This is a genomic window from Rhizobium sp. R634 (assembly GCF_002211305.1).
GTDB lineage: Bacteria > Pseudomonadota > Alphaproteobacteria > Rhizobiales > Rhizobiaceae > Rhizobium.
Genome location: NZ_LOKW01000027.1, coordinates 29,611 through 54,245, shown reverse-complemented (window position 1 = coordinate 54,245; position 24,635 = coordinate 29,611). Strand labels below are relative to the sequence as shown.

The window sequence follows — 24,635 nt, the reverse complement described above, 5'->3', positions numbered from 1 at the left end:
GGTCGCGTAGAGCATGAATGCCGAAACCATCACCGAACTTGGTCTTGTTTACGTCAGCGATACCGAGCCTGGCATTCGAAGGCGAAGGAAGGGCAAGGGGTTCAGCTATGTGATGCCTGACGGCACGACGATCACCGACGAATTGCAGCGCGCGCGCATCCGTTCTCTTGGACTGCCGCCGGCCTATGAGAATGTCTGGATCTGCCTTTACGAAAACGGGCACCTTCAGGCGACCGGTTTCGACGCGCGCGGACGCAAGCAGTATCGCTATCACAAGGAATGGCAGTCCTTCCGCAGTGCCGGAAAATTTCACCAGCTGATCGAGTTCGGCCGGGCTTTGCCGAAGATACGCCGCACGGTGCTGCGTCACCTCGACACCGGCACGGAGGATATAAACGGCGTGCTCGCGGCGTTGACGACGCTGCTTGACGAAGCGCATTTACGCGTCGGCAACCAGGCCTATGTCAGGGAAAACGGCACCTATGGCGCGACGACGCTGCTCAAGCGGCATCTGAAGATCGTCGACGGGCAGATCGAGCTGAAATTCCGGGCCAAGGGGGGCAAGCGCGTCCAGCGCAGCCTCAGGCATCCGAGGCTGCAGAAGATCCTCGAGGAGATAGCGGATCTGCCCGGCCGCCAGCTCTTCGTCTGGAAGGATGAAAGCGGCACGCTGAAGCCGGTCGATTCCGGCCGATTGAATGCCTACCTTGCTGAGATATCGGGAATTCCCATTTCGGCAAAGACCTTCCGCACATGGGCCGGATCTCTCGCGGCCTTCGGCGTGGCGCGCGAGAGGATCATCGGCGGCGGCCGTCCGACGGTCAAGGAAATGTCGGAGGCGGCGGCTGAAGCGCTACACAACACGCCGGCGATCTCGCGATCGAGTTACATCCATCCATCGATCATTGCGCTGGCCGGCAACGATCATTCGATGCTCGAGAGCGACAATGAACCATTGCGCGGCTTGCGTGCCGAGGAAAACAGGCTACTTGATTTCCTGACACGCGAGATCGAAGGATGAGCCCGAGCAATTCGCCTAGATCAGATGTATCGCTGACCCATCCCGACCGGCTTTATTGGCCGGACGAGGGCGTGACCAAGCAGGGGCTGGCGGATTATTACGCAGCGGCCTGGCGCTTCATGGCGCCCTATGTCGTCAATCGGCCCCTGGCGCTGCTGCGCCTGCCGGACGGGATAAAGGGTCATCAGCGATTTTTTCAGAAACATGCGTGGAAGGGCATGAACCCGCATATCGAGGAGATCGCCGATCCGCAGGATGCCGACGGCGAAAAGCTGCTGCGCATTGGCGATTTCGATGGCCTTGTGGCGCTGGTGCAATCGGCCGTGCTCGAAATCCATCCCTGGGGTACGACAACAGGCAATTGGGAACAGCCGGACATGATCACCATGGACCTCGACCCCGGCGAGGACGTCGCCTGGAACGCGGTGATATCTGCGGCGCTCGAAGTGAAGGCGCGACTGGAAACTCGCGGCCTCGCAGCTTTCGTCAAGACGTCAGGCGGCAAGGGCCTGCATGTGGTGGCGCCGCTTGCGCCGAAGGCCGGCTGGAGCGAGGTGAAGGATTTCGCCCATTCGCTTGCCGAGAGCATGTCGGCCGACGCGCCGGACAAATATCTGGCGACCGCCACCAAAGCAAAACGCGGCGGGCATATCTATATCGATTATCTCCGCAACGGCCGCGGCAACACCGCCGTCGCTGCCTATTCGACGCGGGCGCGGCCCGGGGCACCAGTCTCGATGCCGCTCGATTGGGAGGAGTTGAGCGATGTGAGCGGTCCGGCCGCTTTCACGCTCGCCAACGTGCCGCAGCGATTGGAGACGCGGCCGAAGGACCCCTGGGGCGATTTCTTCGAGGCGGCCGTGCCGCTCGAATGAGGCTTCACCTCATTCCGCGCTGTCGAGTTCGGGGTAATGCCGAAAGATCCCTTGTTCGTTGAAGGCGAGGCGGCGAGGGGAGGCGAGATAGCGGGCGATGTTCGGACGCTGCGCTACCGCATCATGGAGGGCAACGAGCCCGGGATACTCCGCTTCGCGTTTTGCCATGGCTTTCGGAAAGGCATAGCGCAGACCCGCGATCACCTGAAAGAGCGAAAGATCGACATAGGTCAGCGCGCCGCCGACCATATGGTTCGAACCTTTCGGGTTCTGCTGCAGCACGCGCTCGAAATAGCCAAGGAATTTCGGAATGCGGTCGCGGATGAAGGCAGCGGAGCGGGCTTTCGCCTCCGGCTTCTGGTCTTCGTAATAAAGCGACAGATCGATCGGGTGGTGCGTGTCGTGTGCTTCGGCGACGAAATCGGTGATGGTCAGCTGCAGACCGTTGGCGACGTGGCGAAGGCCTTCATCCTCCGGCGCAAGACCAAGCTTCGGGCCGAGATAAAACAGGATGTTGGCGACATGCGGGATGATAAGGTCGCCGTCCTTGAGGAAGGGCGGCGCAAAGGGGATATGCGGCTTGCTGTCGCTTTCCATGATCTCGACCATGGCGCCTGTGCCGCGCCTCTGATCGCGGACGACGTCGATGTAGTCGGCGCCGGCTTCCTCCAGCGCAAGGCGAACGAATTCCCCACGGCCCTGGATGCCGTCCCAGTAATAAAGCTCATATGCCATCTACGCCCTAACCTTTCGGTTTCCGACCAAAATCTTTTCGCAATTCGTCCTTGGCTTTTTCAAGAGTGTCCCGGCGCTTTTTCGTCAACTGCTCCCCCGCGCGGTTGATGTAGAATGTCAGCATCGACATGGCGGCGCGGAAGGGGCTCGATTTGCGGCGATGGCTCTCCTCGGCGGAGTGCTTGACGGAACGGGCGATCTTTTTCGGATCGTCCGATTTGAAAACACCTTCCTTCAGATCCATCGCGTCGCTGTTTTCGGTAACGTCCTGCGACCATTTCTTCTTCGATTTGGCCATGGCTGAATCCTTTGCCGGATCTCCCTCGTTAATGGTGGCTGTGGTGCTCGTTGCGCTTGCGGGTCGCGGCTGCCTTCTTCGCGGAGGCCGACTTCTCCTCCTTCGAGCGGGCGGCGGATGCAGCGCCGCCGGCGCGGCCACCCTTCCTGGAGGATTCATGGGTGTCCTTCTCGCCGCGGCCGGAGCCGGATTTGTTGCCGCCGCCGCTTTCCTTATTGACGGTCGCCCAGGCGCGCCGTTCGGCCTCCTTCTCGGAAACGCCGCGGTCCTCGTAGCTCTCTTCGATGTGCTCGGCCTTGCGTTTCTGCTTGTCCGTGTAGTCGGACTTGTCACCTCTCGGCATCTTCGCCTCCTCTTGCGGGTAAAAGAGTCGAACCGGCACGTCTTCCAAAAGTTCCGGCCCCATGGCTGTCGGACGCAGGGGGCAGGAAATTCGGAACAAAAGCCGTCAACATAGAGGCTTGCAGAGAGAGGGAAAGGGCGGGGTGGAAATATCCTTAACTCAAGGCGTTCAACAGTTTAATCGGTCTGGAGACGCCGCCTTAAGCTCTTACTTCCGATAGAGCTTTTGCGATGCAGCAAAAGCGCGGGCAATATTGAACAGCGGCGGTTGTATCGGCGCGCGCGGGTCGCGGAAGATAAATCCGACAAGATTGTCGACGACCAGGATGAAGCCGAGTGCGAGACCGAAATAAAGCAGCGCGGCGATGAGGAGGAGCGACATCTCCATTCCTCACATGACCGCGGTGAAAACGCGGGCGCCGATGGAGAAGCGCGGGACGGAAAGGATGTCGATACGAGCATCATTCATGGCAGCTTCCCCTGTTTGCCCATAAACAGACATTGCCTGTTCTTGTTCCAAGGGTAGGGGTGCAGGCTCAATTTTTTTGGAAGCGTCAGAACTTGCAGCGTCATCCGGCCTCTGTTTACCCCCGTGTAGAAGCCAACCCCACAAATTTAATAAAGCGCAACTAATTCAGACATATGACAAAAGGGATCGAAGGGCGCCGCCGCGACGCCCTTTTTTGTTGATGTGGCTTGGTATTCCGGTCTCAGGATGCCGTCTTGCGGCTCGCAGTCCGTTTTGGCGCCGGCGTAACAACGCCGTTCGTCGTCTTGGTGCCGGTCACGGTGCGTTTTGCCCTGGGCTTGGCTGCCTTGCCGTCGGAAGCCGCGGTAGACCCATCGAGCGCTTCGCGCTCCTGGCGTGCCTGTTCCCAATGGATTGAATCTCGCCCTGTCGGATAACCCTCTTCTTCCCAGAGGGCGTATGCACGTTTTTTGATCCACTCTTCCCGAGTTTCTGCCATCGCTGATCTCCAGTCACATGATGCCGTCGTTCGAACGCGATACTGGTTAGATGGTTCCAGAGGAGCGGGACCGATTCAAGTGAAATCACGCTGCAACCGCAAATATTTCGCGTTGCAGCATATCAGGGTTATGAATCGGCGTTCATTGCTGCCGAAACTCCGCCGCCTTGTGCAGATCTGAGACGAAATCCCGGCGCTGCCGGTGCCGGTCCGCCTCGTCGCGGATGCGCAGGAGGTAGGAGGGGTGGATGGTGACGAGAACGGGCGGATGGTTCGCGGGATACAGGATATGCCCGCGTTCCGGCGTCAGCTTCGCCTTCGGTCCGAGCAGGGCGTAAAGCGCGGTCGCGCCGAGCGCCACGACGAGTTTCGGCCGCAGGATGTTGAGCTCGGCGCCGAGCCACCAGGCGCAACGCCTGATTTCGCCGGCATTCGGCTTTGCGTGCAGCCGCCGCTTGCCGCGCGGCGTGAACTTGAAGTGCTTGACCGCATTGGTGACGTAGCAGCGCTGGCGATCGAGACCGGCCTCTTCGAGGCAATGATCGAGCAGCCGTCCGGCGGGGCCGACGAAAGGCCTGCCGGCCAGGTCTTCCTGGTCGCCCGGCTGCTCGCCGACAAGGACGATCTCGGCCTTCCCGGGGCCTTCGCCAAAGACGATCTGCGTGGCGTTTTTGTAGAGATCGCAACGGGTACAGCCTTCGGCCTGGCGCCGGAGTTCGGCTATGCTTTCCGCATCCGCGACGTCGAGCGCCAAGGCGGGACCGACATTGGCTGCGATGTTCATGGGCGATCCTCATCTCTTCGGGGTCAATCGATCCGCGCCGCGATTGTTCCCGCCATCGAACGCGCTGCGGCCGGCAAAATGATCACGGCGAAAAATTTCGCGTCATGGGAGAAGGGCGGCGTGATTGAACGCGGCCGTTTCCCAGCTATATTTGCCGGCGATGTTCTATCTCCTGTCGACCTACTGGCCGCATATCCTCTTTGTCGTCTCGATCGCCATGGGGGCCGCGGCGGCGATCCATGCCGCCATGACCAAGGAAGAGGTGCGCGCCGCGATCGGCTGGGTCGGCGTCATCATCCTTTCCCCGATCATCGGCGCGGTGCTCTATGCGATCGCCGGCATCAACCGCATTCGCCGGAAATCGCTAAGCATTCGCCGCGACGCGCTGCTGCGCGCAGCCGAGATCGATGAACTGGAAACCTTCGACGCCGAGGCCGAGACGGTGATCAGCCAGTTCGGCCGCCGCTTTGCAGCGCTGCAGACGCTCGGCGACCGGGTGACGCGCAATCCGCTGACATCAGGCAACACGATCGATGTGCTGGAGACGGGCGACGAAGCCTATGCGGCGATGAAATCAGCCATCGACGAGGCGCAGCGCAGCATCCTGCTCGAAACCTATATTTTCGACCGCGATGTCATCGGCCTTCGCATCGCCGATGCGCTGATCGCGGCGGTCAAACGCGGCGTGGAGGTTCGGGTGCTGATCGATGCGGTCGGCGCGCGGTATTCGGTGCCGAGCATTCTCGGCCATCTCAAGGAAGGCGGCGTCACCGTCGCCGTCTTCAACGGCAATGTCATCATGGGCTTGAGGCTGCCCTATGCCAATCTTCGCACCCACCGCAAGATCCTGATCGTCGACGGACGCATTGCGCTGACAGGCGGGATGAACATCAGGGCCGGGTTCAGTGAAGAGGCGATAGGAGAGAGCTTCGCCCATGACACGCATTTCAGCGTTACCGGTCCTGTCGTCGCCGATCTCTTCGATCTTGCCGCCGAAGACTGGCGCTTCACCACCGACGAGCTGTTGAACGACGAGGCCTGGCGCATCGAACCGCCGCAGCGCAGCCCCGGCGATCCCATCCTGATGCGCGTCGTCGCCTCGGGGCCCGACCGCAGCCTGGAAACCAACCATAAGATGCTGATGGGCGCCTTTTCCGTGGCGCGCCAGTCGATCCGCATCATGTCGCCCTATTTCCTGCCGGACCGCGAACTCATCAGCGCCCTGGTGACGGCGGCACGGCGCGGCGTCGAAGTCGATATCGTCGTGCCAGCGGTCAACAACCTGCTGCTGGTCGACCGGGCGATGACGGCGCAGTTCGACCAGATCCTCAAGAATTACTGCCGCATCTGGCGCTCGACCGGCAGCTTCAGCCATTCGAAGCTGCTGACGATCGATGGCACCTGGGCCTATGTCGGCTCCTCCAATCTCGACCCGCGTTCGCTGAGGCTGAATTTCGAGGTCGACCTCGAAGTGCTGAACGAAGGCTTCGTCGCCGAGATCGACGAGCATATCGAGGAAACCCTGAAATCGGCGACACCGGTGACGCTCGAGGGCTTGCGCGCGCGACCCTTTCCGGTGCGGCTCTTGGAGAAGGTGCTGTGGCTGGGCTCGCCCTATCTCTGAGCGGATTTTTCTGCGATGGGACATGGCAAGTTCCGCCGCCTTGCCTATACTCCCCGCAAGAAGCTTTTTGATCAACGGAACAAGTGCGCCGTCCGATGCACGCCAGAAAAGACAATCTTCCCGCCAGCATTCTCGCCTCGATCAGGAACAGGAAAAAGCGGCTCGATCCGGCCTATACGGAGGCAAGGCCGCGCAGCGCGGGAACGCTGATCGCGTCCTACAACGTGCACAAATGCGTCGGCACTGACCGGCGTTTCGATCCGGAGCGCACCAGCCGGGTGATCCATGAAATCGGCGCGGACGTGATCGCGCTGCAGGAGGCCGACACGCGTTTCGGCGAACGCACGGGTATTCTCGATCTCGGCCGGCTGGAGCGCGAGACGGGGCTGATCCCGGTGCCGGTTGCCGGCATGGCCAAGGCACATGGCTGGCACGGCAATGTCGTGCTCTTCAAGAAGGGGCTGGTGCACGACGTGCACCAGGTCAAGCTGCCGGGGCTGGAGCCGCGCGGCGCCCTCGTCGCCGAGATCGAGCTGGAGCAGGGCGGGGTGCTGCGCATCATCGCCGCCCATTTCGGCCTGCTGCGCCATAACAGAGCCCAGCAGGCTCATACGCTGGTCGAGCTCATCAAGGACAGGCACGAGATGCCGACCATCCTGCTCGGCGACCTCAACGAATGGCGGCTCGGCGACCGCTCCTCGCTCAACACCTTCCAATCCGCCTTCGGAGAGTTGCCGCCCGCCGTGCCAAGCTTTCCCGCCGGCTTGCCGCTGCTCGCCCTCGACCGCATCATCGCCAACCGCAAGGGGATTATCTCGACCGTCGAGGCCCATGATACGCCGCTGGCGCGCATTGCCTCGGATCATCTGCCGATCAAGGCGTTGGTCGATCTGAAGCCTGTGGTGGGTGGGTGACCAAGAGTTCTCGTTCCTGCATGATGGAAGGTGCCGACGTCAGCGGGTACGAGATCGGCAAAGGGTCTTCTCAAGGTGCCTGATGTTGATCAGGTCGGCGAAGGTTCACTTCGAGCGAAATAAGCCGGTGAACCGGCGAAGCCGCTGAGCCCACAGGGATGGATCGGTGGCTTCGGGCGACGAAGGCGCGACCAGCCGGTCGAGGCGAGGCAGAAGAAAGGCGGCCCAATCGTCGAGATCGGATCTGCTGAAGTAAGGCAGCCAGACGTCGGCGGGGCCATCCCATTGTCTCGGATTTGCCTTCGCCAGGTCACCGAGTTTGACCAGGACGGTTTCACCGTGGTCACCGACGACTTCAACGTCCGGATCGGGATCCGGCCGGGGAAGACGCGAGATGATGAGTTCTTCCAAAGCTTTGCCGGCGGCTCGATCCGAGTCGTCGAGCTGACGCAAGATGCGTGTGTCGCTGGCGGCCCCGGCGCCCTCGGTCATGTTGATGGTAAATTTGGCGCCGGTCACGCTGTTCGAATATTGGGATATTTGTAACCAGAAAACCCTTCTGCCAAGGACAAAGCTGCATTTGCCGGTTGCTTGCGATTCCCAGCCCAATTCCTGAAATCGCGAGGCCAGCAGCGACCGCATATGGCGGTGAAAGTCTTTGCTTTTCACATAGTCGCGCATGCTTCAGAGCCTATGTTTTGGCTGCAACTTCCGGAGGATGTCATGACCTGACCAAAGGGACAATGCCTGGCCTTCTGCAAATGCCCGGGACAATATCGAGATCGGTACAGTTGATCGCGCCCACGCCCTCAAGGGTGAACGTGACCGCAGATTGGCGTCCTGAGGGGACAGATTGCGCTTGTCCCCATTCGCCTCGGTGTGTTCTAGGAGTGTTCCAGGACTTGCACTGGAACCGCTGGCGAGCATGAAAGCTGAAATGAGCGAAATCGCAGTACGACTGGAAAATGTTACCCGCCGCTTCGGCATCACGCCAGCCGTGCGCGATCTTTCTCTTCATATTCGGCGCGGAGATGCGGTTTCGCTCGTGGGCCATTCCGGTTGCGGCAAGTCTACGCTCTTGCGCATGATTGCCGGTGTCGAGGTACCGGAATCCGGTCGCATCTTTCTCGAAGGTCGCGAGGTGGCAGGTTCGGCCGCTTTTGTCGAGCCGGAGGCGCGTGGCGTCGGCTTCGTCTTCCAGGACTATGCGCTCTTTCCGCATCTGACCGTACGGGACAATATCCTCTTTGGTCTCAAGCGACATCCGAAGGGTGAAGCAACTGCGCGGGCAGAGGAGATGATCAGCAAGGTCGGGATCGAACATCTGGCTCATCGCTATCCGCACACCCTTTCCGGCGGCGAACAGCAGCGTGTCGCACTCGCCCGCGCTCTGGCGCCCCGGCCGAGCATCGTTCTGATGGACGAGCCCTTTTCCAATCTGGATCAGGGTCTGCGCGGGAAGGTACGCAGCGACACCTTGAACCTGTTGCGGGCACTTGGCACGACCGTGATCATCGTGACGCATGATCCGCAGGAGGCACTTTCCGTCGGCGACCAGGTGGTCCTGATGCGCGCAGGTGAAATCGTCCAGTCCGGCTCCGCCTATGATCTGCACGACCGTCCAGCGAATGCCTATGCGGCAGAGTTTTTTTGCGCGTCCAGCAAAGTTCCCGGCGTTTACCGTGGCGGATGGATCGAGACCGCGATCGGTAACTTCGCCCATACGCTCGATCGTCCGCCGGCAAGCGCGGTGACCGTTTATGTCAGGCCGCATGCTATCGCGCTGTCCTCCACCTCGGGGATCCCCGCTCGTATCGAGAATCGTGTTTTGCATGGCGAATTCGAGCAGATCACGGTGAAGGTCGACGGCCTCGACGCGCCGCTTAAGGCGAGAGCCTTGGAGCGTCTGCCCGCTGATGCCGAGAATATCCAGATCTCGATCCTTCCTGAGCGTCTGCTGGCTTTTTGACAGCTGACGTGTGAGCGCATTCTGCTGACCTTCTCATCAAGTTTCCGTGATATCCGGGTTCAGCTTCCCGGGAAAACTTGACTCTGACGGTCATGAACTGCTGCAAGCAATGCGCATTCATTCGCGGAGGGACATAATGAATTCGCGCTCTATCCTTACACCCATGCTGCTTGCTGCCTCGGCGCTGATGTCGCCGTGCATCGCTGCCGCCGCAGAAATCAACCTTTACACGACGAGAGAACCGGCTCTGATCGCACCTCTTCTGGAGGCGTTCACCAAATCGACCGGTACGAAGGTGAATACCATTTTCCTGAAGGATGGCCTGGCAGAGCGTGTCAGCTCCGAAGGCGCCAGCTCGCCGGCTGACATCCTGATGGCCGTCGATGCCGGCAACCTCGTCGATCTGGTCGATAAAGGCGTAACGCAACCGGTGGAATCATCTGTTCTGAACTCGGCTATCCCGGAACAGCTGCGTGATGCCAAGGGCAATTGGTTTGCACTCTCGATGCGCGCCCGCGTGCTTTACGCGGCCAAGGATCTTGATATCAGCACGTTCAATTACGAGGAGCTTGCCGATCCCAAGTGGAAGGGCAAGATCTGCATTCGCTCGGGCCAGCACCCCTATAATACGGCCCTGTTTGCTGATTACATCGCCCATTATGGCGCGGAAGAAGCCGAGAAATGGCTGAAGGGTGTCAAGGACAACCTCGGCCGCAAGGCAGCCGGCGGCGATCGCGATGCGGCCAAGGATATCCTCGGCGGCATTTGCGATATCGGTATCGCCAACTCCTATTATGTTGGCCTGATGCGATCCGGCAAGGGTGGCGAAGAGCAGGTCAAATGGGGCGATGCCATCAAGGTCGTCCTGCCGACCTTCAAGAACGGCGGGACGCAGGTGAATATCAGCGGCGCGGCAATCGCCAAGCATTCACCAAACAAGGCTGAAGCCGTGAAGCTTCTCGAATATCTCGTCTCTGACGAAGCGCAGAAGATCTATGCCGAGGCTAATTACGAATATCCTGTGAAGGCGGGTGTCGCGGCCGATCCGATCATCGCATCCTTTGGCGAACTAAAGATCGACAGCAAGCCCTTGTCCGAGATCGTCAGCCATCGCAAGCAGGCGAGCGAGCTCGTGGACAAGGTCGGCTTCGATAACTAAAGAACAGGGAAGGCGCCTCTCAGCGGCGCCTTCCTCCCGAGAATGGATCGAGTGATGTTTCCCAGCCAGGCGCCCGCCCGCTCTGCAAAGCGCACTGGCAGCGCATGGCTGGCGGTTGCCGCTGCTATCGCCCTCATTGCCATTCTGCCGATCGCGGGATTGCTTCTCGAAGCTTCGAAGGGCTCGGCCGGTCTTTGGGGGCATCTTTTCTCGACCATCCTTCCGGTCGCGCTTCTCGACACCGTCATCCTCCTTGCGGGGGTCGGGGTCATCACTGCTGTGGTCGGCACGACGACGGCATGGCTGGTGACGGCCTATGATTTTCCCGGCAGGCGTGCTCTGGAATGGATGCTGCTTCTGCCGCTTGCCGTTCCGACCTACATCGTCGCCTATGCCTATCTGGATATTCTGCATCCGATCGGTCCGGTGCAGGATGCCGTCCGCTGGCTGCTCGGCTACGAGAGCCCGCGCCAGTTTCGCCTTCCGGACGTCCGCTCCATGGCCGGCTGCATCCTGCTTCTCGGGATCGTGCTCTACCCCTATGTCTACATTCCGACCCGCGCGATGTTCCTCACCCAATCCGGTAATCTCGTCGACGCGGCACGCACGCTCGGCACATCTCGCCGCGCGGTCTTCTGGCGGGTCGCCCTGCCGCTCGCGCGGCCGGCTGTCGCCGTGGGTATCAGCCTTGCTCTAATGGAGACGTTGAACGATATCGGCGCCGCCGAATTCCTCGGTGTCCGGACGATCACCGTCTCAATCTACACGACCTGGATCACCCGCTCCGATTTATCGGGAGCGTCGCAGATCGCCCTTGCCCTTCTTCTCATCGTCGTTGCGATCGTTGCGGTGGAGCGATGGGCGCGACGCAAGCAGCGCTACTCGATCGATGTACGCCGGATGCGGCATTTCCAGCCGCGGCGGGTGTCCTTGGGAAAAGGCATGCTGCTGTTTCTCGGCGGTCTTCTGCCGGTCATCCTCGGCTTCGCCGCGCCCGCGCTCTATCTCTTGATCGAAGCGGCAAAACGCTATCGGTTCGCCGGAATATCCCCTCGCATCATCGATGAGGCCGTGAATACGCTTGTCATCGCCACCCTGGCGACAGCGGCGACCGTCATCCTTGGGCTTCTCGCTGCCTACGCGACCCGCCTGCGCCCGGGCCAGCCGTCCTCCTGGCTCCTGCGCTGTTCGACAATGGGCTATGCTGCTCCCGGAACCGTGGTCGCCATCGGTGTGCTGATCGTCCTTGCCGGACTCGATCAGTTTATCGATCGCGCCGCGCTTTCCTTGTTTGGTGTGTCGACTGGCCTGCTCCTCATGGGATCGGGTGCTGCCGTCTTATATGCGCTCATCGTGCGGTTTCTGGCGATCTCCGCCGGCGGCATAGAAGCCGGTCTCTCGCGCATTTCCCTGTCGCTTGATCATGCTTCGCGTTCGTTGGGGCAATCCACCGCCGGCACCCTGCGATACGTGCATCTGCCGCTCTCGAAAGCGGCAATCTCGGCTGCAGCCCTCCTGGTCTTCGTCGATTGCGTGAAGGAGCTGCCGGCGACGCTCCTCCTGCGGCCACTCAATGTCGAGACTTTCGCGACTCATCTCTATGGAGAGGCTGCGAGAGGCACTTACGAGGAAGCCTCGATTGCCGCGCTCGCCATCGTGTTGATCGGCATTCTACCGGCCATTCTGCTGTCGCGGATCGGGCGTATCCGCTAACCGGCCGACCTCGACCGTCAGGCAAAGCTTAGACGGACGATTGCTCACCCTGCTCCAGCGCTCATTGATGTAACGGCTGAGCTAAACGGCATTTCGGAACGACAGTCGGTTCCGGGATCGAAGATACCTGCGCGCTTTCTGAGAGACGAAAGGGACATTCTGAAGGGGCGAGATCAGAAATTGACGTCGCCGACTTGACGGCTCCCGCTGTTTGAGAAATGCTAAGATGTCAGACCAATTTTTAGGGCTGGCTGCCTGACAAGAAAATGGGGAACCATGAAGGCAAATCGCAGCGACAGGCCGGTCATCCGGCCGCTTCCCACGATCGACCGCGCGCGTCAGGTGACTGATGCGCTGGCGGATTATGTCGAGCAAGCCAGCTTGCAGGCGGGGGACCGGCTGCCGGCCGAGCGGGAGCTGATGGCCGCACTTGCCGTCGGACGTTCGACCATCCGCGAGGCGATCCGTCATTTCCAGGCGCTCGGCGTCATCGAGACGCGCAAGGGCAGCGGCACCTATCTTCTGAAGCCGGTTTCCAGGGCGACGATCCATATGCCGCTGTCGTTCGACGCGGTGCATCTGCGCGACGCGTTGCTGCAGACGCTGGAGGTTCGCCGCGGCATCGAATGCGAGGCGGGCATGGTTGCGGCGCGGCGGCGTACCGAGAAGGATCTTGTCGTCATCGAGGAAAAGCTTGATGAAATGGAGCGGGTGCACCTGGAGAAGGGCACGTCAGGGCCGGAAGATCTGGCCTTCCATCTCGCCGTCTACGACGCAGCCCACAATCCGCTGTTTCGCCAGCTTCTCGAGCAGATGCGCGAGACCTTCGAGCGCTTCTGGGAGCATCCGTTCGACCGGCAGGATTTCGCCCGGCGGTCCTTTCCCTTTCACCGAACGCTTTTCAACGCGATCGCTGCCCAGGACCCGGAGGCGGCGCGCGCGGAAACATTGAAGATTCTCGAAATCGTCGAGGAAGACATCAAGGAAATGTCCAAATGAGCAGCGGCGCAGAACCGTTCGATCTTGCTTCCCTCATCACCGCCCACGACGAAGGCAACTTCGCCGAGGCCGTCGTGCCGCCGATCTTTCAGACATCGCTTTTCACCTTTTCCGATTATGACGAGATGATTGCCTCCTATCGCGGCGAGAAGGTGCGGCCGATCTATACGCGCGGGCTGAACCCAACGGTGCGCGCCTTTGAGGAAATGCTGGCAAAGCTCGAAGGCGCCGAGGATGCGCTCGGTTTTGCGAGCGGAATGGCGGCAATCTCTTCGGCGGTCTTAAGCTTCGTCGAGCCGGGCGACCGCATCGTCGCTGTCAAGCATGTCTATCCCGATGCCTTCCGGCTGTTCGGCACCATTCTGAAGCGGATGAAGGTCGAGGTGACCTATGTCGACGGGCGCGACGAGGAGGCGGTCGCCAAGGCGCTTCCCGGCGCCAAGGTTCTGTACCTGGAAAGCCCGACGAGCTGGGTGATGGAAGCCCATGATGTCGGCGCGCTGGCAGCGCTTGCGAGACGGCACGGCGCCGTCTCGATGATCGACAACAGCTGGGCAAGCCCGTTCTTCCAGCGGCCGCTGACGCTCGGCGTCGATCTCGTCATCCATTCGGCCTCGAAATATCTGGGCGGCCACAGCGATGTCGTGGCGGGCATCGTCGCCGGTTCGAAGGACATGATCGCGCGCATCAAGGCCGAGGCCTATCCCTATCTCGGCGGCAAGCTTTCGCCCTTCGATGCATGGCTGCTGATCCGCGGCCTGCGCACGCTGCCGCTGCGCATGAAAGCACACGAAGCCTCCGCCCTGGAAATTGCCAAGCGCCTGCAGCGGCTTGAGGTGGTGGAGACGGTCTGCCATCCCGGCCTCGCGAACAGCCTGCCGGCCGGGCTCAACGGCACATCGGGCCTCTTCTCGTTCATCTTCCGCGAAGGCGTCGATATCCGCGCCTTCGCCGACCATCTCAAGCTTTTCAAACTGGGTGTAAGCTGGGGTGGGCACGAAAGCCTGATCGTACCTGGCGAGGTGGTGCTGCAGCAGAAGGCACAGCCCAATTCCGCGCATGCCTTCGGCATCCATGCGCGATCCGTACGCCTCCATGTCGGCCTCGAAGGAACCGAGGCGCTGTGGAGGGACATCGAGGAGGCGCTCGCCGCCGCCTCACAATCCTGAAACCCGAGAGAAACCTAAAAGGGGGAACTGAGCATGAAAAAACTAATAATCTCGACGCTCTTCGCTTCGATGATGGCGGGTACGGCCTTTGCCGACACCACGCTCAAGCTCGTCGAAGTCATCACCAGCCCGGAGCGCACCGAAACGCTGAAATCGATCGTCGGCAAGTTCGAGGCCGCCAATCCCGGCACCAAGGTCGACATCATCTCGCTGCCCTGGAACGAAGCCTTCCAGAAGTTCGCGACCATGGTATCGGCCGGCGACGTGCCCGACGTGATGGAAATGCCCGATACCTGGCTGTCGCTCTATGCCAATAACGGCATGCTCGAAAGCCTGGAGCCCTACCTCGAAAAGTGGGAGCACACCAAGGAGCTGACGCCGCGCGCGCTCGAACTCGGCCGCGACGTCAAGGACACCGCCTATATGCTGCCTTACGGCTTCTATTTGAGGGCGATGTTCTACAACAAGAAGCTGCTTTCGGAGGCCGGCGTCGCCGAGCCACCGAAGACGATGGAAGAGTTCACCGCCGCTTCGGAAAAGGTTTCCAAGCTGCCGGGCAAATACGGCTACTGCATGCGCGGCGGACCGGGCGGCCTCAACGGCTGGATGATCTTCGCCGCGTCCATGGCCGGCTCGAACAAATACTTCAACGAGGACGGCACCTCGACGATGAACAGCCCTGGCTGGGCCAAGGGCATCGAGTGGATGGTCGATCTCTACAAGAAGGGTTATGCGCCGAAGGACAGCGTCAACTGGGGCTTCAACGAAGTCGTCGCCGGCTTCTATTCCGGCACCTGCGCCTTCCTCGACCAGGATCCGGATGCGCTGATCGCCATCGCCGAGCGCATGAAGAAGGAAGATTTCGGCGTCGCACCGCTGCCGAAGGGTCCCGACGGCAAGTCCTTCCCGACCATCGGTTACGGCGGCTGGTCGATGTTCACGACGAGCGGAAACAAGGACCTCGCCTGGAAGCTGATCGCCACCCTCGAAGGGCCGGAAGGCAATCTCGAATGGAACAAGCGCATCGGCGCCCTGCCGGCCTATACGTCGGCCGAGAAGGATCCCTTCTATGCCGGTGATCAGTTCAAGGGCTGGTTCGAGGAACTGGCGGACCCGAACACGGTGCCGACAGTGATGCCGACCTACCTCGAGGAGTTCGCCTTCTTCAAGGATTCGCTGGCGATCAAGACCTCGCAGCAGGCCTTGCTCGGCGACATCTCGGCAAAGGACCTGGCCGACCAGTGGGCGGACTATCTGACCAAGGCGCAGCAGAAGTTCTTGAGCAAGAAGTAAGGGTCGAGGCCTTTGAGCCAGAAGCCCCCTCATCCGGCTGCCGCCACCTTCTCCCCAAGGGGAGAAGGGATTCGCGGCGGCCCCTCACTCCTCCTTCTCCCCCGCGGGGAGAAGGTGCCGGCAGGCGGATGAGGGGGCTACCTCCATACACACATGATGGAAACTGCAATCCGATGACCATTTCCGCCGACACGATCGACATGCGTCGCGACCGCAGGCCGTGGCTGCGTCGCCTTGCGGATGCTTCGGAGCCTTATCTCTACAGCGCGCCGTCGCTAATCCTGATCATCGCAGTGATGCTGGTGCCGCTGACATTGGGCGTTTCCTATGCCTTCCGCGATATCCAGCTGCTCAATCCGTTTTCCGGCGGCTTCATCGGGCTCGATCATTTCCGTGCGCTTTCGAGCGACGTGGCCTTCTATGGCGCCTTGAGGAACACGCTTTGGTGGACCGGCGCCTCCGTCGTCCTGCAGTTCATCTTCGGGCTCATTCTGGCGCTGCTGCTCGACAAGCCCTTCCGCGGCCGGGCGATCGCGCAGGCGCTGGTCTTCCTGCCCTGGGCGGTGCCCTCCTTTCTCGCCGGCCTCAACTGGGCCTGGCTGTTCAACCCCGTCATCGGGCCGATCCCGCACTGGCTCTTCGCGCTCGGGCTGATGCACGAGCCGGGCAATATCCTCTCCGATCCCAACTATGCCATGTGGGGGCCGATCGTCGCCAATGTCTGGTGGGGCATCCCCTTCTTTGCCATCACGCTGCTGGCCGCCCTGCAGGCGATCCCGCGCGATCTTTACGAAGCGGCGTCGATCGACGGCGCCGGCTGGTTCCAGCGCTTCCGCTCGATCACCCTGCCGTTTCTGGCGCCGACCATTGCGATCACTGTGCTGTTGCGTACCGTTTGGATTTCCAATTTCGCCGATCTCATCGTCGTCATGACCAATGGCGGGCCGGCGGACCGCACGCAGATCGTCGCCAGCTACATCTTCACGACCGCCTTCAAGCGGCTCGATTTCGGTTATGCCTCGGCGATCGCGCTCGTGCTGCTGGTGCTGCTGCTCGCCTATTCGATGCTGATCATCCTGCTGCGGCAGACGCTGCTGAACAAGGATTGAGACCATGAGACGATCCATCCTTCCCACGATCGCGCACCGTCTGGCGATCCTCTGCTATATCGCCTTCGCGCTCTTCCCGCTGTTCTGGCTGCTCAAGGTGTCGGTGACGCCGAACGACCTGCTCTATACCGAGGGCGTGCGCATGTGGCCGTCGCGCACGAGCTGGGATCATTACGCCTTCGTGCTGCAGCACAGCGCCTTTCCGACTTTCTTCAAGAACAGCCTGATCGTGTCGGCCTCGACGGCAGTGACGGTGACGATCTGCGCCTCGCTCTCCGGCTACGCGCTGTCGCGCTTCAATTTCCGGGCGAAATACTGGATCGTCGCCTTGATGCTGCTGACCCAGATGTTCCCGCTCGTCATGCTGGTCGCGCCGATCTTCAAGATCCTGTCGCCCTTGCATCTGACGAACAGCCTGACCGGGCTCGTCATCGTCTACACCGCCTTCAATGTGCCCTTCGCCACCTTCCTGATGCAGTCCTTCTTTGACGGCATTCCGAAGGATTTGGAAGAGGCGGCGATGATCGACGGGGCGACGCAATTCACGGCGTTTCGGCAGATCATCCTGCCGCTGACGCTGCCCGGGATCGCCGCCACCCTCGGCTTCGTCTTTACCGCCGCTTGGAGCGAGCTGCTCTTCGCGCTGATGCTGATCAACGGCAATGACGCGGCGACCTTCCCGGTCGGTCTGCTTACCTTCGTTTCGAAATTCTCGGTGGATTTCGGGCAGATGATGGCGGCAGGCGTCATGGCGCTCATTCCGGCCGGTCTCTTCTTCCTGCTCATCCAGCGTTATCTCGTCCAGGGCCTGACGGCCGGCGCGGTCAAAGGTTAAACAGAATGGCATCGATCGATATCCAGAATATCCGCAAAGCCTATGGCCATGTGCAGGTGCTGCACGGCGTGGACCTGAAGATCCGGGACGGCGAATTCGTCGTGCTGGTCGGCCCTTCCGGCTGCGGCAAGTCCACGCTCCTGCGCATGATCGCCGGACTGGAGGACGTCACCGGCGGCGAGATCCGGATTGCCGGCGCCAGGGTGAACGAGCTGCATCCCAAGGACCGCGACATCGCCATGGTGTTCCAGTCCTACGCGCTCTATCCGCATATGAACGTTGCCGGCAATATGAGCTACAGCCTAAGGCTGCGGAAGACGGCCAAGGAAAAGATCGCAAGCGCGGTGTCCGCCGCCGCTGCCAAGCTCGGCCTCGATCCGCTGCTCGAGCGCAGGCCGAAGGCGCTTTCCGGCGGCCAGCGCCAGCGCGTGGCCATGGGCCGCGCCATCGTGCGCCAGCCGAAGGCTTTCCTGTTCGACGAGCCGCTCTCCAACCTCGACGCGCGCCTGCGTGAACAGATGCGTGCTGAAATCAAGAAGCTGCATGGCGACCTCAAGGCGACCTCGATCTACGTCACCCATGACCAGATCGAGGCGATGACGCTGGCGGACCGCATCGTCGCCATGCATGGCGGCGTCGTCCAGCAGGTCGGTAGTCCGCTGGAACTCTACGACCGCCCCGCCAACCTGTTCGTCGCCGGCTTCATCGGGTCGCCGGGGATGAACTTCCTCGACGCGACCTATGACGCAGGCGGCGTGAGGCTGAAGGACGGCACGATCGTGCCGCTCGCAAAACCGCTGCCACTTGCCGACGGCGCAAAGGTCACCCTCGGCATCCGGCCGGAGCATGTGCAGATGACCAATGACGGGACCGGGCTTGCCACCGAAGTGGAGCTCGTCGAACCCACCGGCTTCGGCATCATCGTGCACCTCGCCCTTCACGGCCTGCCGTTCAAAATCTTCACGCTCGATCGCGATACCTTGAGGGCGGGGCCGAAGGTCAACGTCGCCTTCCCTCCGCAATATCTGCATGTGTTCGATGGCGAAGGACAACGCGTCGAGTGAAAAAGTCGAGGACCGCCCCCTAAGGCGGCGATATCTCTTGGTTGTCCTCACCGTAAAAAGCACGCCGGCGAGAAAAAGGTCTATCGGATTCAAGGGGATGAACAAGACTCAAAAAACGCGTGAATCATTCTGGTTAAGCCCTTGAAATTTGATTCGTTTTGACTCGGAACCAATCGTAAAGTGATTCGGTTGACTCGCACTGGTTGCGGCAGGAGCGCGTGCGAAATGGTTGCCCCGAGAGCGAATTGGAAAGGCTTTATCAAGTTCGGGGAGGTGGCTTTCCCGGTGGCGCTCTATACCGCCGCCTCCACATCCGAGCGGATCGCATTTCACACACTGAACAGAAAGACCGGCAACCGGGTGCGCCGAGAATTCGTGGACGGCCAGACCGGTGACCCGGTCGAGCGTGAGGACCAGGTCAAGGGTTTTGAGATCGAGGACGGTCGTTACGTTGTCCTCGAGCCCGAGGAGATCGCGGCCGCCATTCCCGAGAGCGACAAGACGCTGAAGGTGGAGGCGTTTATCCCTTGTGACGAGGTCGACGACGTCTATTTCGACAAGCCCTATTATCTGGCTCCCGACACGATGGGCAGTGACGCTTTCAAACTCCTGAGGGACGGCATGAAGAAGGCCAAAGTCGCGGCCATCGCCCGGACGGTGCTGTTCCGGCGCCTGCGAACGCTCCTCATCCGCCCCCATGGCAAAGGGCTGGTCGGCGCCACTTTGAATTTCGACTATGAAGTCCGCTCCTCCGACAAGGCATTCGACGAGATGCCGGATCTCAAGATCGGAGGCGAGATGCTGGAGCTTGCCAAGCACATCATCAATACCAAGAAGGGCGAGTTCGATCCGAAACAATTCGACGACCGTTACGAAGCGGCCGTCGCCGAATTGGTGAAAGCCAAGATCGAAGGTCGCACGCTTCCGAAGAAAAAGGCGGCGCCGGCTGCGAAACCAAACGATCTGTTGCAGGCACTGCGCGAAAGCGCCGGCATGACGACGCCAGCAAAGACGAAGCGCACCGCTGCAAACGCCAATGCCGGCAAGAGCAGGCAGAAGGCCGCACGCGCATCGTCGCCGAAATCACGCAGCCCAGGCCGCGCTCACCAGCGCCGCGCCGGATGATCGGAGGTTGCCATGGCGATCCGCCCATACTGGAAAGGCTACCTGAAGCTATCGCTCGTCACCTGCCCGGTGCAGATGATGCCGGCCACCTCCGAAAACGAGAAGGTGCGCTTTCACACGCTCAATCGCGCAACTCAAAACCGCGTCATCAGCCATTATGTCGACGCCGTCACCGGCAAGGACGTCAAGGATGAAGACGAAGTGAAAGCCTATCAGCGCGGTGAGAACGAATATGTCATGCTCGAAGACGATGAGCTGGAGAACGTCGCGCTCGAAAGCACCAAGACGATCGATATCGAGGTCTTTACGCCGCGCAACGGTGTCGACTGGATCTGGCTCGACACTCCCTACTATCTTTCACCTGACGATCCAGTCGGCCAGGAGGCGTTCTCGGTGATCCGCGATGCGATGGCGGCCGAGGACATGGTCGGCATCTCGCGACTGGTGATTGCGCGCCGCGAGCGCGCTGTGATGCTGGAGCCACGTGGCAAGGGCATTGTCCTTTGGACCCTGCGTTACGGTGACGAAGTGCGCGGCGCGGAGAGCTATTTTGAACGCGTGGACGATCAACCGGCGGACAGCCAGATGATGCCGCTCGTCCAGCAGCTCATCAAGAAGCAGACGCAGCACTGGAACCCGAAGATGATCTCCGACCCGGTGCAGGACAGGCTGCTCGAGCTTATAGAGGCCAAGAAGAAGCTGATGAAGAAGCCTGTCAGGGCAAAAGCAAAGGGCAGGGAGAAGGCAGAGCCGGGCCCCAGCAATGTCATCAACATCATGGAGGCGCTCCGCAAATCCGTCGATGCGGAGAACCGATCCGGCAGGCATTGAGCAATGACCAGACCACGGCGCCCCTCCGCCCCCCTCCTGCGCGACTCCAGTTCTTCGATACAATCGCGACCCGTGCGCCGGCGTGACCCCGACCAGCCAAACCTGCCGTTCGATGCAATGCCGTCCAGAGTGGAGCCCTGCCTGGCGCTGCTGAAGCAAATGGTGCCGCAGGGGCCGGATTGGCTTTATGAGGTGAAGTGGGACGGCTATCGATTGGCGATCCACATCGAACCAAAGAGCATTCGTATCCTCACTCGCGGCGGCCATGACTGGACCCATCGCTTTCCGGCTATCGCCGCAGGTGCAAGAGAACTCGGTGTGTCGACCTGCATTCTCGATGGAGAAGCCGTCGTCCTCGATGAAGAGGGCCGCTCCGACTTTGGAGCGTTGCAGCGCTCGCTCGGCGGCAGGGGCGGCAAGCGCATCTCGACCGAATCCATCTTCTGCGCCTTCGATCTATTGTACCTCGATGGTCACGACCTGACGCGGACCGAGCTCTCGGTCCGCCGCCATCTTCTGGAAGATCTGATCCTTGAGACCGATGACGCTGCCATTCGGTTCTCGCAAGAGCTCGATCTCGGCAGCGAGGAACTGCTCGAGCATGCATGCCATCTGGGCCTGGAAGGGATCATTGCAAAGCGCAGGGACAGCCCTTACCGGAGCGGTCGTCTGGGGGATTGGCAGAAGATCAAATGCGTTCAGAGCGACAGCTTCATGATCGTCGGTTACGAGGAATCGGCCAGCACCCGCGGGGGGCTCGGCAGTCTTTTGCTTGCGGGTCGGAAGGGCCAAGACTGGATCTATGTCGGCTCCGTCGGCACGGGGTTCAATCGGGAGGAGGCAGAATATTTGCGCAAGACGCTGAACCGCCTCCAAACGAAAAAGCCTGCCGTGCCTCTGAAAGGAAAGCGGCTTGTTTTTTCCCAACCGACCCTGATCGCCGAAATCGAGTTTCGCGGCTGGACGCGCGAAGGTAGCCTCCGCCACGCCTCATATAAGGGCCTTCGTGACATTCAGGATAATGCTGCCGTCTTCGATATGGCTGATGCCGCTGCGATCACATGAAGTCCTGCGGGCGATCAAGACCTCGCAGAGTCCAGCGGCGCCCTGTGCCCGTCATGGCCGTGTCAGGCGGCATGCTTGCCGGTCCGGCCGAGCTTCTTGATAGCCTGCTCCAGGGAACGCTGCCCCTCACAATAATCCTTCCATGCGGCTGACTTCGATAGCAAAGCAGGCACGGTCCGGACCGTGAACCTCTTGGGGTCAAGGTCTGATTTCACCTGCGTCCACGTCAGAGGCATTGACACCATCGCTCCTGGGCGGGCTCGAGGAGAAAGTGGCGCCACGGCAGTCGCCATGCGATCGTTGCGCAGATAATCAAGGAAAATGCGACCGCCCCTCAGGCTCTTCGTCATTTTGATAAGATAGAGATCGGGATTGTTGCGGGCCATCTGCTGGCAGACGTCATGCGCGAAGGCCTTTGCATCGGGCCAGGATAATGGCTTTCGCTTATTGACTGCCAGTGGGGTCACGACATGCAGGCCCTTGCCGCCGGTCGTCTTGCAGAAACTGATCAATCCGAGGTCTTCCAGCCGGTCGCGCATTTCGCGGGCAGCAGCAACAACGGTGGAAAAAGGAACATCGGGGCCGGGATCGAGATCGAATACAAGGCGGCCAGGCACTTCCGGTTGCCCGGGTTCACAATTCCACGGGTGGAGCTCGACCGCTCCGATCTGGGCGACGGCGGCAAGCCCTTCGATGCGATCGATCTGCAGATATGGCTTCTTGTCGCCGAATACCTTGACCAATTCCAGCAGGTTGGATTGTCCGGGCATCGCATGACGCTGGAAGAACTGCTCGCCACCAATCCCATCCGGGGCACGGATGATCGAGCAGGGCCTGCCCTTGATGTGGTCGATCATCCAGTCCCCGACCGCCTCGTAATAGCGGGCTAATTCTTCCTTTGTTACCGGCTCCCCGTCGTTATCATCCGGCCACAACGGTTTGTCCGGATTTGAAATGAGCACGCCCATGACATCAGCCTTCTGACCCTTGCGGCGCGTCGGTTTCTGTGTGGGCCTCCCAGCCGGCTCCGCAACTTCAGCTCTAGAGGGTCTCAGCGGTCGCTCCGCTTCGACTTCCCTGGCCGGCTTATCTTCGCGCAATCCTTTAAAGGCCGCCTGCCGGACGAGACCGTCCGCGGTCCAGCCCTCGAATTCGATCTCGGCGACAAGCTCGGGCTTTACCCAGGCGACCTCCGCCTGCTTCTTCGGAGCGCCGATTCCGGTGAACGGCGACTTCGCCGTCTCCAGCGCCCTCAGTTTCGGAAGCAGCGTTTCCACCTTGCTGGCGCCGTAGCCGGTGCCCACACGGCCGACATAGACAAAATGGTCGCCGCGAAAAACACCAACGAGAAGGGAGCGGAACTTGCCGTTGGTCTTGGCATAGGCGCCGATGACCACCTCATGCCCCGCTCGGCATTTCGACTTCGCCCAACTTGCCGTTCGTCCGGATTGATAGGGCGCATCTGCCTGTTTTGAGACGATGCCTTCCAGCGAGAGCTTGCATGCCGACCTGAGGACGGCGTCACCGCCGGTTTCGAAATGTTCGACGTAGCGGATGCGAGGATCGTTGCCGGCGCCGGCGAGGAGCTCCTGCAATCGCCGCTTTCGCTCGATGAGAGGCTTCGAGCGGAGATCCTCGCCGCCGTGATAGAGCAAGTCGAAGGCGAAAAAGACGAGGTTGCCGGTCTTGCCCTCCGATAGCGCAGCCTGTAGCGCGGCGAAATTCGGCGCACCGTGTTCGTCGAGCGCGCAGATTTCGCCATCGACGATACAATCAGGAAGCGTTGACGCCGCCCCGGCGATTTCGGTGTACTTGGCCGTCCAGTCGAGACCTTTCCTGGTTTTCAACGTCGCGTCGCCATCGCGCACGCGCATCTGTATGCGGTATCCATCGAACTTGATCTCGTGGATCCAGCCGTCTCCGCCGGGCGGCCGCTCCAGCTTCTCGCAAAGCTGCGGTGGGATGAAATCCGGAAGATCCACCGCCGTAGCAGTGCGGGCGCGCTTTCCGCCGCCCGCCTCCTGCCGCTCCTCGGCGGCCAATCCATGATTGCTGTCCCAGACGGCGTCCGCCTGGACCTTGCCGCCTTCCACCATGAAGGGTTTCGGCTTGCGACCCTTGCCGGCTGCGATCATTTCCATGCTGCGCCCTGAGGCCACCGAAGTGATGTTTTCTTCCAAGATGAAAGCACCGTTCTCCTCCACGGAGAAATCATCATGATGCTTGATCAGCAGCCAATTGGTACGCTTGCTGCGTTCGCGATCATTGCGCATGCGCACGAGCACGAAGCTCCCGTGCAGGCGCTCGCCTTCAAGCGTGAACTTGAAGTCGCCCTTGGAAAGCGCTTGCTCAGGGCTCTTTCTTCCCTCCGGCTCCCAATAGCCACGATCCCACAGCATGACGGTGCCGCCGCCATACTGGCCTTTCGGAATCGTGCCTTCGAAGTCGCCGTAATCGAGCGGATGGTCTTCGACCTCGACAGCCAGGCGTTTGTCGTGCGGATCGAGCGATGGACCTTTGGTGACGGCCCAGCTCTTGAACACGCCGTCGAGCTCAAGCCGCAGGTCGTAGTGCAGCCGTGTCGCATCGTGCTTCTGAATGACAAAGCGGCGGCGGTTGCTCTTTTTGATGCGCCGCTCCCCGCTCGGCTCAGCGGTCTTTTGAAAATCGCGTTTTGATCGGTAGCTCGATAGCTTGTCGCTGGCCATGGCTGTCCCCGGGCATTCGGTCCTCAAACGAAATA

The 24,635-nt window shown here is 60.8% G+C and carries 24 protein-coding genes; 16 read left to right on the top strand and 8 right to left on the bottom strand.

What is annotated here, in order from left to right:
* Positions 1-13: 13 nt before the first annotated feature.
* Both ATY77_RS27765 and ligD (ATY77_RS27760) read left to right on the top strand, forming a co-directional pair.
* Entirely contained in the window at positions 14-1,021 is a 1,008-nt protein-coding gene (locus tag ATY77_RS27765; protein ID WP_088689721.1) for a DNA topoisomerase IB, read from the top strand.
* Complete coding sequence (gene ligD, locus ATY77_RS27760) at positions 1,018-1,896, top strand: non-homologous end-joining DNA ligase (RefSeq protein WP_088689720.1); 879 nt, start codon at positions 1,018-1,020, stop codon at positions 1,894-1,896. The genes ATY77_RS27765 and ligD (ATY77_RS27760) overlap by 4 nt, the downstream gene beginning before the upstream one ends.
* Before the next feature lie 9 nt (positions 1,897-1,905).
* On the opposite strand, the gene ATY77_RS27755 is transcribed toward ligD (ATY77_RS27760), so the two are convergent.
* The 6 genes from ATY77_RS27755 to ATY77_RS27730 all read right to left on the bottom strand — a co-directional run bounded on the left by ATY77_RS27755 (position 1,906) and on the right by ATY77_RS27730 (position 5,023).
* A complete protein-coding gene (locus ATY77_RS27755) occupies positions 1,906-2,631 on the bottom strand; it encodes a glutathione S-transferase (protein WP_088689719.1) in 726 nt (241 codons plus the stop codon).
* Positions 2,632-2,638: 7 nt separating this feature from the next.
* On the bottom strand, positions 2,639-2,929 hold the full coding sequence (locus ATY77_RS27750) for a DUF3175 domain-containing protein (RefSeq protein WP_088689718.1): 291 nt from the start codon (positions 2,927-2,929) through the stop codon (positions 2,639-2,641).
* 28 nt (positions 2,930-2,957) lie between these two features.
* Positions 2,958-3,272 carry a plasmid stabilization protein gene (locus ATY77_RS27745; RefSeq protein ID WP_088689717.1) on the bottom strand — a complete coding sequence of 105 codons (315 nt, stop codon included), beginning with the start codon at positions 3,270-3,272 and terminating at the stop codon, positions 2,958-2,960.
* A 207-nt stretch (positions 3,273-3,479) separates the two neighbouring features.
* Entirely contained in the window at positions 3,480-3,653 is a 174-nt protein-coding gene (locus ATY77_RS33000; RefSeq protein WP_190237705.1) for a hypothetical protein, read from the bottom strand.
* Between the two features lie 328 nt (positions 3,654-3,981).
* The gene (locus tag ATY77_RS27735) at positions 3,982-4,239 is read right to left on the bottom strand and encodes a DUF2934 domain-containing protein (protein WP_088689716.1); all 258 of its coding nucleotides are present in this window, start codon (positions 4,237-4,239) and stop codon (positions 3,982-3,984) included.
* Positions 4,240-4,381: 142 nt separating this feature from the next.
* Positions 4,382-5,023: a UdgX family uracil-DNA binding protein gene (locus ATY77_RS27730; protein ID WP_088689715.1), complete on the bottom strand. Its 642-nt coding sequence runs from the start codon at positions 5,021-5,023 to the stop codon at positions 4,382-4,384.
* A gap of 160 nt (positions 5,024-5,183) precedes the next feature.
* On the opposite strand from ATY77_RS27730, the gene ATY77_RS27725 reads away from it, so the two are divergent.
* Both ATY77_RS27725 and ATY77_RS27720 read left to right on the top strand, forming a co-directional pair.
* Complete coding sequence (locus ATY77_RS27725; RefSeq protein WP_088689975.1) at positions 5,184-6,647, top strand: phosphatidylserine/phosphatidylglycerophosphate/cardiolipin synthase family protein; 1,464 nt, start codon at positions 5,184-5,186, stop codon at positions 6,645-6,647.
* Between the two features lie 95 nt (positions 6,648-6,742).
* The gene (locus ATY77_RS27720) at positions 6,743-7,561 is read left to right on the top strand and encodes an endonuclease/exonuclease/phosphatase family protein (RefSeq protein WP_088689714.1); all 819 of its coding nucleotides are present in this window, start codon (positions 6,743-6,745) and stop codon (positions 7,559-7,561) included.
* A 105-nt stretch (positions 7,562-7,666) separates the two neighbouring features.
* Here ATY77_RS27720 and ATY77_RS27715 read toward each other — a convergent pair whose 3' ends face one another.
* Entirely contained in the window at positions 7,667-8,242 is a 576-nt protein-coding gene (locus ATY77_RS27715; protein ID WP_088689713.1) for a hypothetical protein, read from the bottom strand.
* Between the two features lie 256 nt (positions 8,243-8,498).
* On the opposite strand from ATY77_RS27715, the gene ATY77_RS27710 reads away from it, so the two are divergent.
* The 12 genes from ATY77_RS27710 to ligD (ATY77_RS27655) all read left to right on the top strand — a co-directional run bounded on the left by ATY77_RS27710 (position 8,499) and on the right by ligD (ATY77_RS27655) (position 21,892).
* Positions 8,499-9,530, top strand: coding sequence for an ABC transporter ATP-binding protein (locus ATY77_RS27710; RefSeq protein ID WP_088689712.1), 1,032 nt, complete (start codon positions 8,499-8,501; stop codon positions 9,528-9,530).
* Between the two features lie 163 nt (positions 9,531-9,693).
* Positions 9,694-10,689 (top strand): Fe(3+) ABC transporter substrate-binding protein, encoded by a 996-nt coding sequence (locus ATY77_RS27705; protein WP_088689711.1) that lies wholly within the window; start codon positions 9,694-9,696, stop codon positions 10,687-10,689.
* Between the two features lie 54 nt (positions 10,690-10,743).
* Positions 10,744-12,402, top strand: coding sequence for an iron ABC transporter permease (locus ATY77_RS27700; protein ID WP_088689710.1), 1,659 nt, complete (start codon positions 10,744-10,746; stop codon positions 12,400-12,402).
* A 276-nt stretch (positions 12,403-12,678) separates the two neighbouring features.
* The gene (locus ATY77_RS27695; protein WP_088689709.1) at positions 12,679-13,401 is read left to right on the top strand and encodes a FadR/GntR family transcriptional regulator; all 723 of its coding nucleotides are present in this window, start codon (positions 12,679-12,681) and stop codon (positions 13,399-13,401) included.
* The gene (locus ATY77_RS27690) at positions 13,398-14,570 is read left to right on the top strand and encodes a PLP-dependent transferase (protein ID WP_088689708.1); all 1,173 of its coding nucleotides are present in this window, start codon (positions 13,398-13,400) and stop codon (positions 14,568-14,570) included. Before ATY77_RS27695 ends, ATY77_RS27690 begins: the two co-directional genes overlap by 4 nt.
* Positions 14,571-14,603: 33 nt before the next feature.
* Positions 14,604-15,863, top strand: a complete 1,260-nt coding sequence (locus ATY77_RS27685; RefSeq protein WP_088689707.1) for a sugar ABC transporter substrate-binding protein — start codon at positions 14,604-14,606, stop codon at positions 15,861-15,863.
* A gap of 173 nt (positions 15,864-16,036) precedes the next feature.
* On the top strand, positions 16,037-16,972 hold the full coding sequence (locus ATY77_RS27680; RefSeq protein ID WP_088689706.1) for a sugar ABC transporter permease: 936 nt from the start codon (positions 16,037-16,039) through the stop codon (positions 16,970-16,972).
* Between the two features lie 4 nt (positions 16,973-16,976).
* On the top strand, positions 16,977-17,807 hold the full coding sequence (locus tag ATY77_RS27675; protein ID WP_011428101.1) for a carbohydrate ABC transporter permease: 831 nt from the start codon (positions 16,977-16,979) through the stop codon (positions 17,805-17,807).
* Between the two features lie 5 nt (positions 17,808-17,812).
* Positions 17,813-18,871 (top strand): sn-glycerol-3-phosphate ABC transporter ATP-binding protein UgpC, encoded by a 1,059-nt coding sequence (gene ugpC / locus ATY77_RS27670; RefSeq protein WP_088689705.1) that lies wholly within the window; start codon positions 17,813-17,815, stop codon positions 18,869-18,871.
* A gap of 225 nt (positions 18,872-19,096) precedes the next feature.
* A complete protein-coding gene (locus ATY77_RS27665; RefSeq protein WP_088674665.1) occupies positions 19,097-19,996 on the top strand; it encodes a Ku protein in 900 nt (299 codons plus the stop codon).
* Between the two features lie 12 nt (positions 19,997-20,008).
* On the top strand, positions 20,009-20,827 hold the full coding sequence (locus ATY77_RS27660; protein WP_088689704.1) for a Ku protein: 819 nt from the start codon (positions 20,009-20,011) through the stop codon (positions 20,825-20,827).
* A gap of 3 nt (positions 20,828-20,830) precedes the next feature.
* Complete coding sequence (gene ligD / locus ATY77_RS27655) at positions 20,831-21,892, top strand: non-homologous end-joining DNA ligase (RefSeq protein WP_088689703.1); 1,062 nt, start codon at positions 20,831-20,833, stop codon at positions 21,890-21,892.
* Between the two features lie 62 nt (positions 21,893-21,954).
* On the opposite strand, the gene ligD (ATY77_RS27650) is transcribed toward ligD (ATY77_RS27655), so the two are convergent.
* Positions 21,955-24,600, bottom strand: a complete 2,646-nt coding sequence (ligD, locus tag ATY77_RS27650) for a DNA ligase D (protein WP_088689702.1) — start codon at positions 24,598-24,600, stop codon at positions 21,955-21,957.
* Positions 24,601-24,635: the final 35 nt, after the last annotated feature.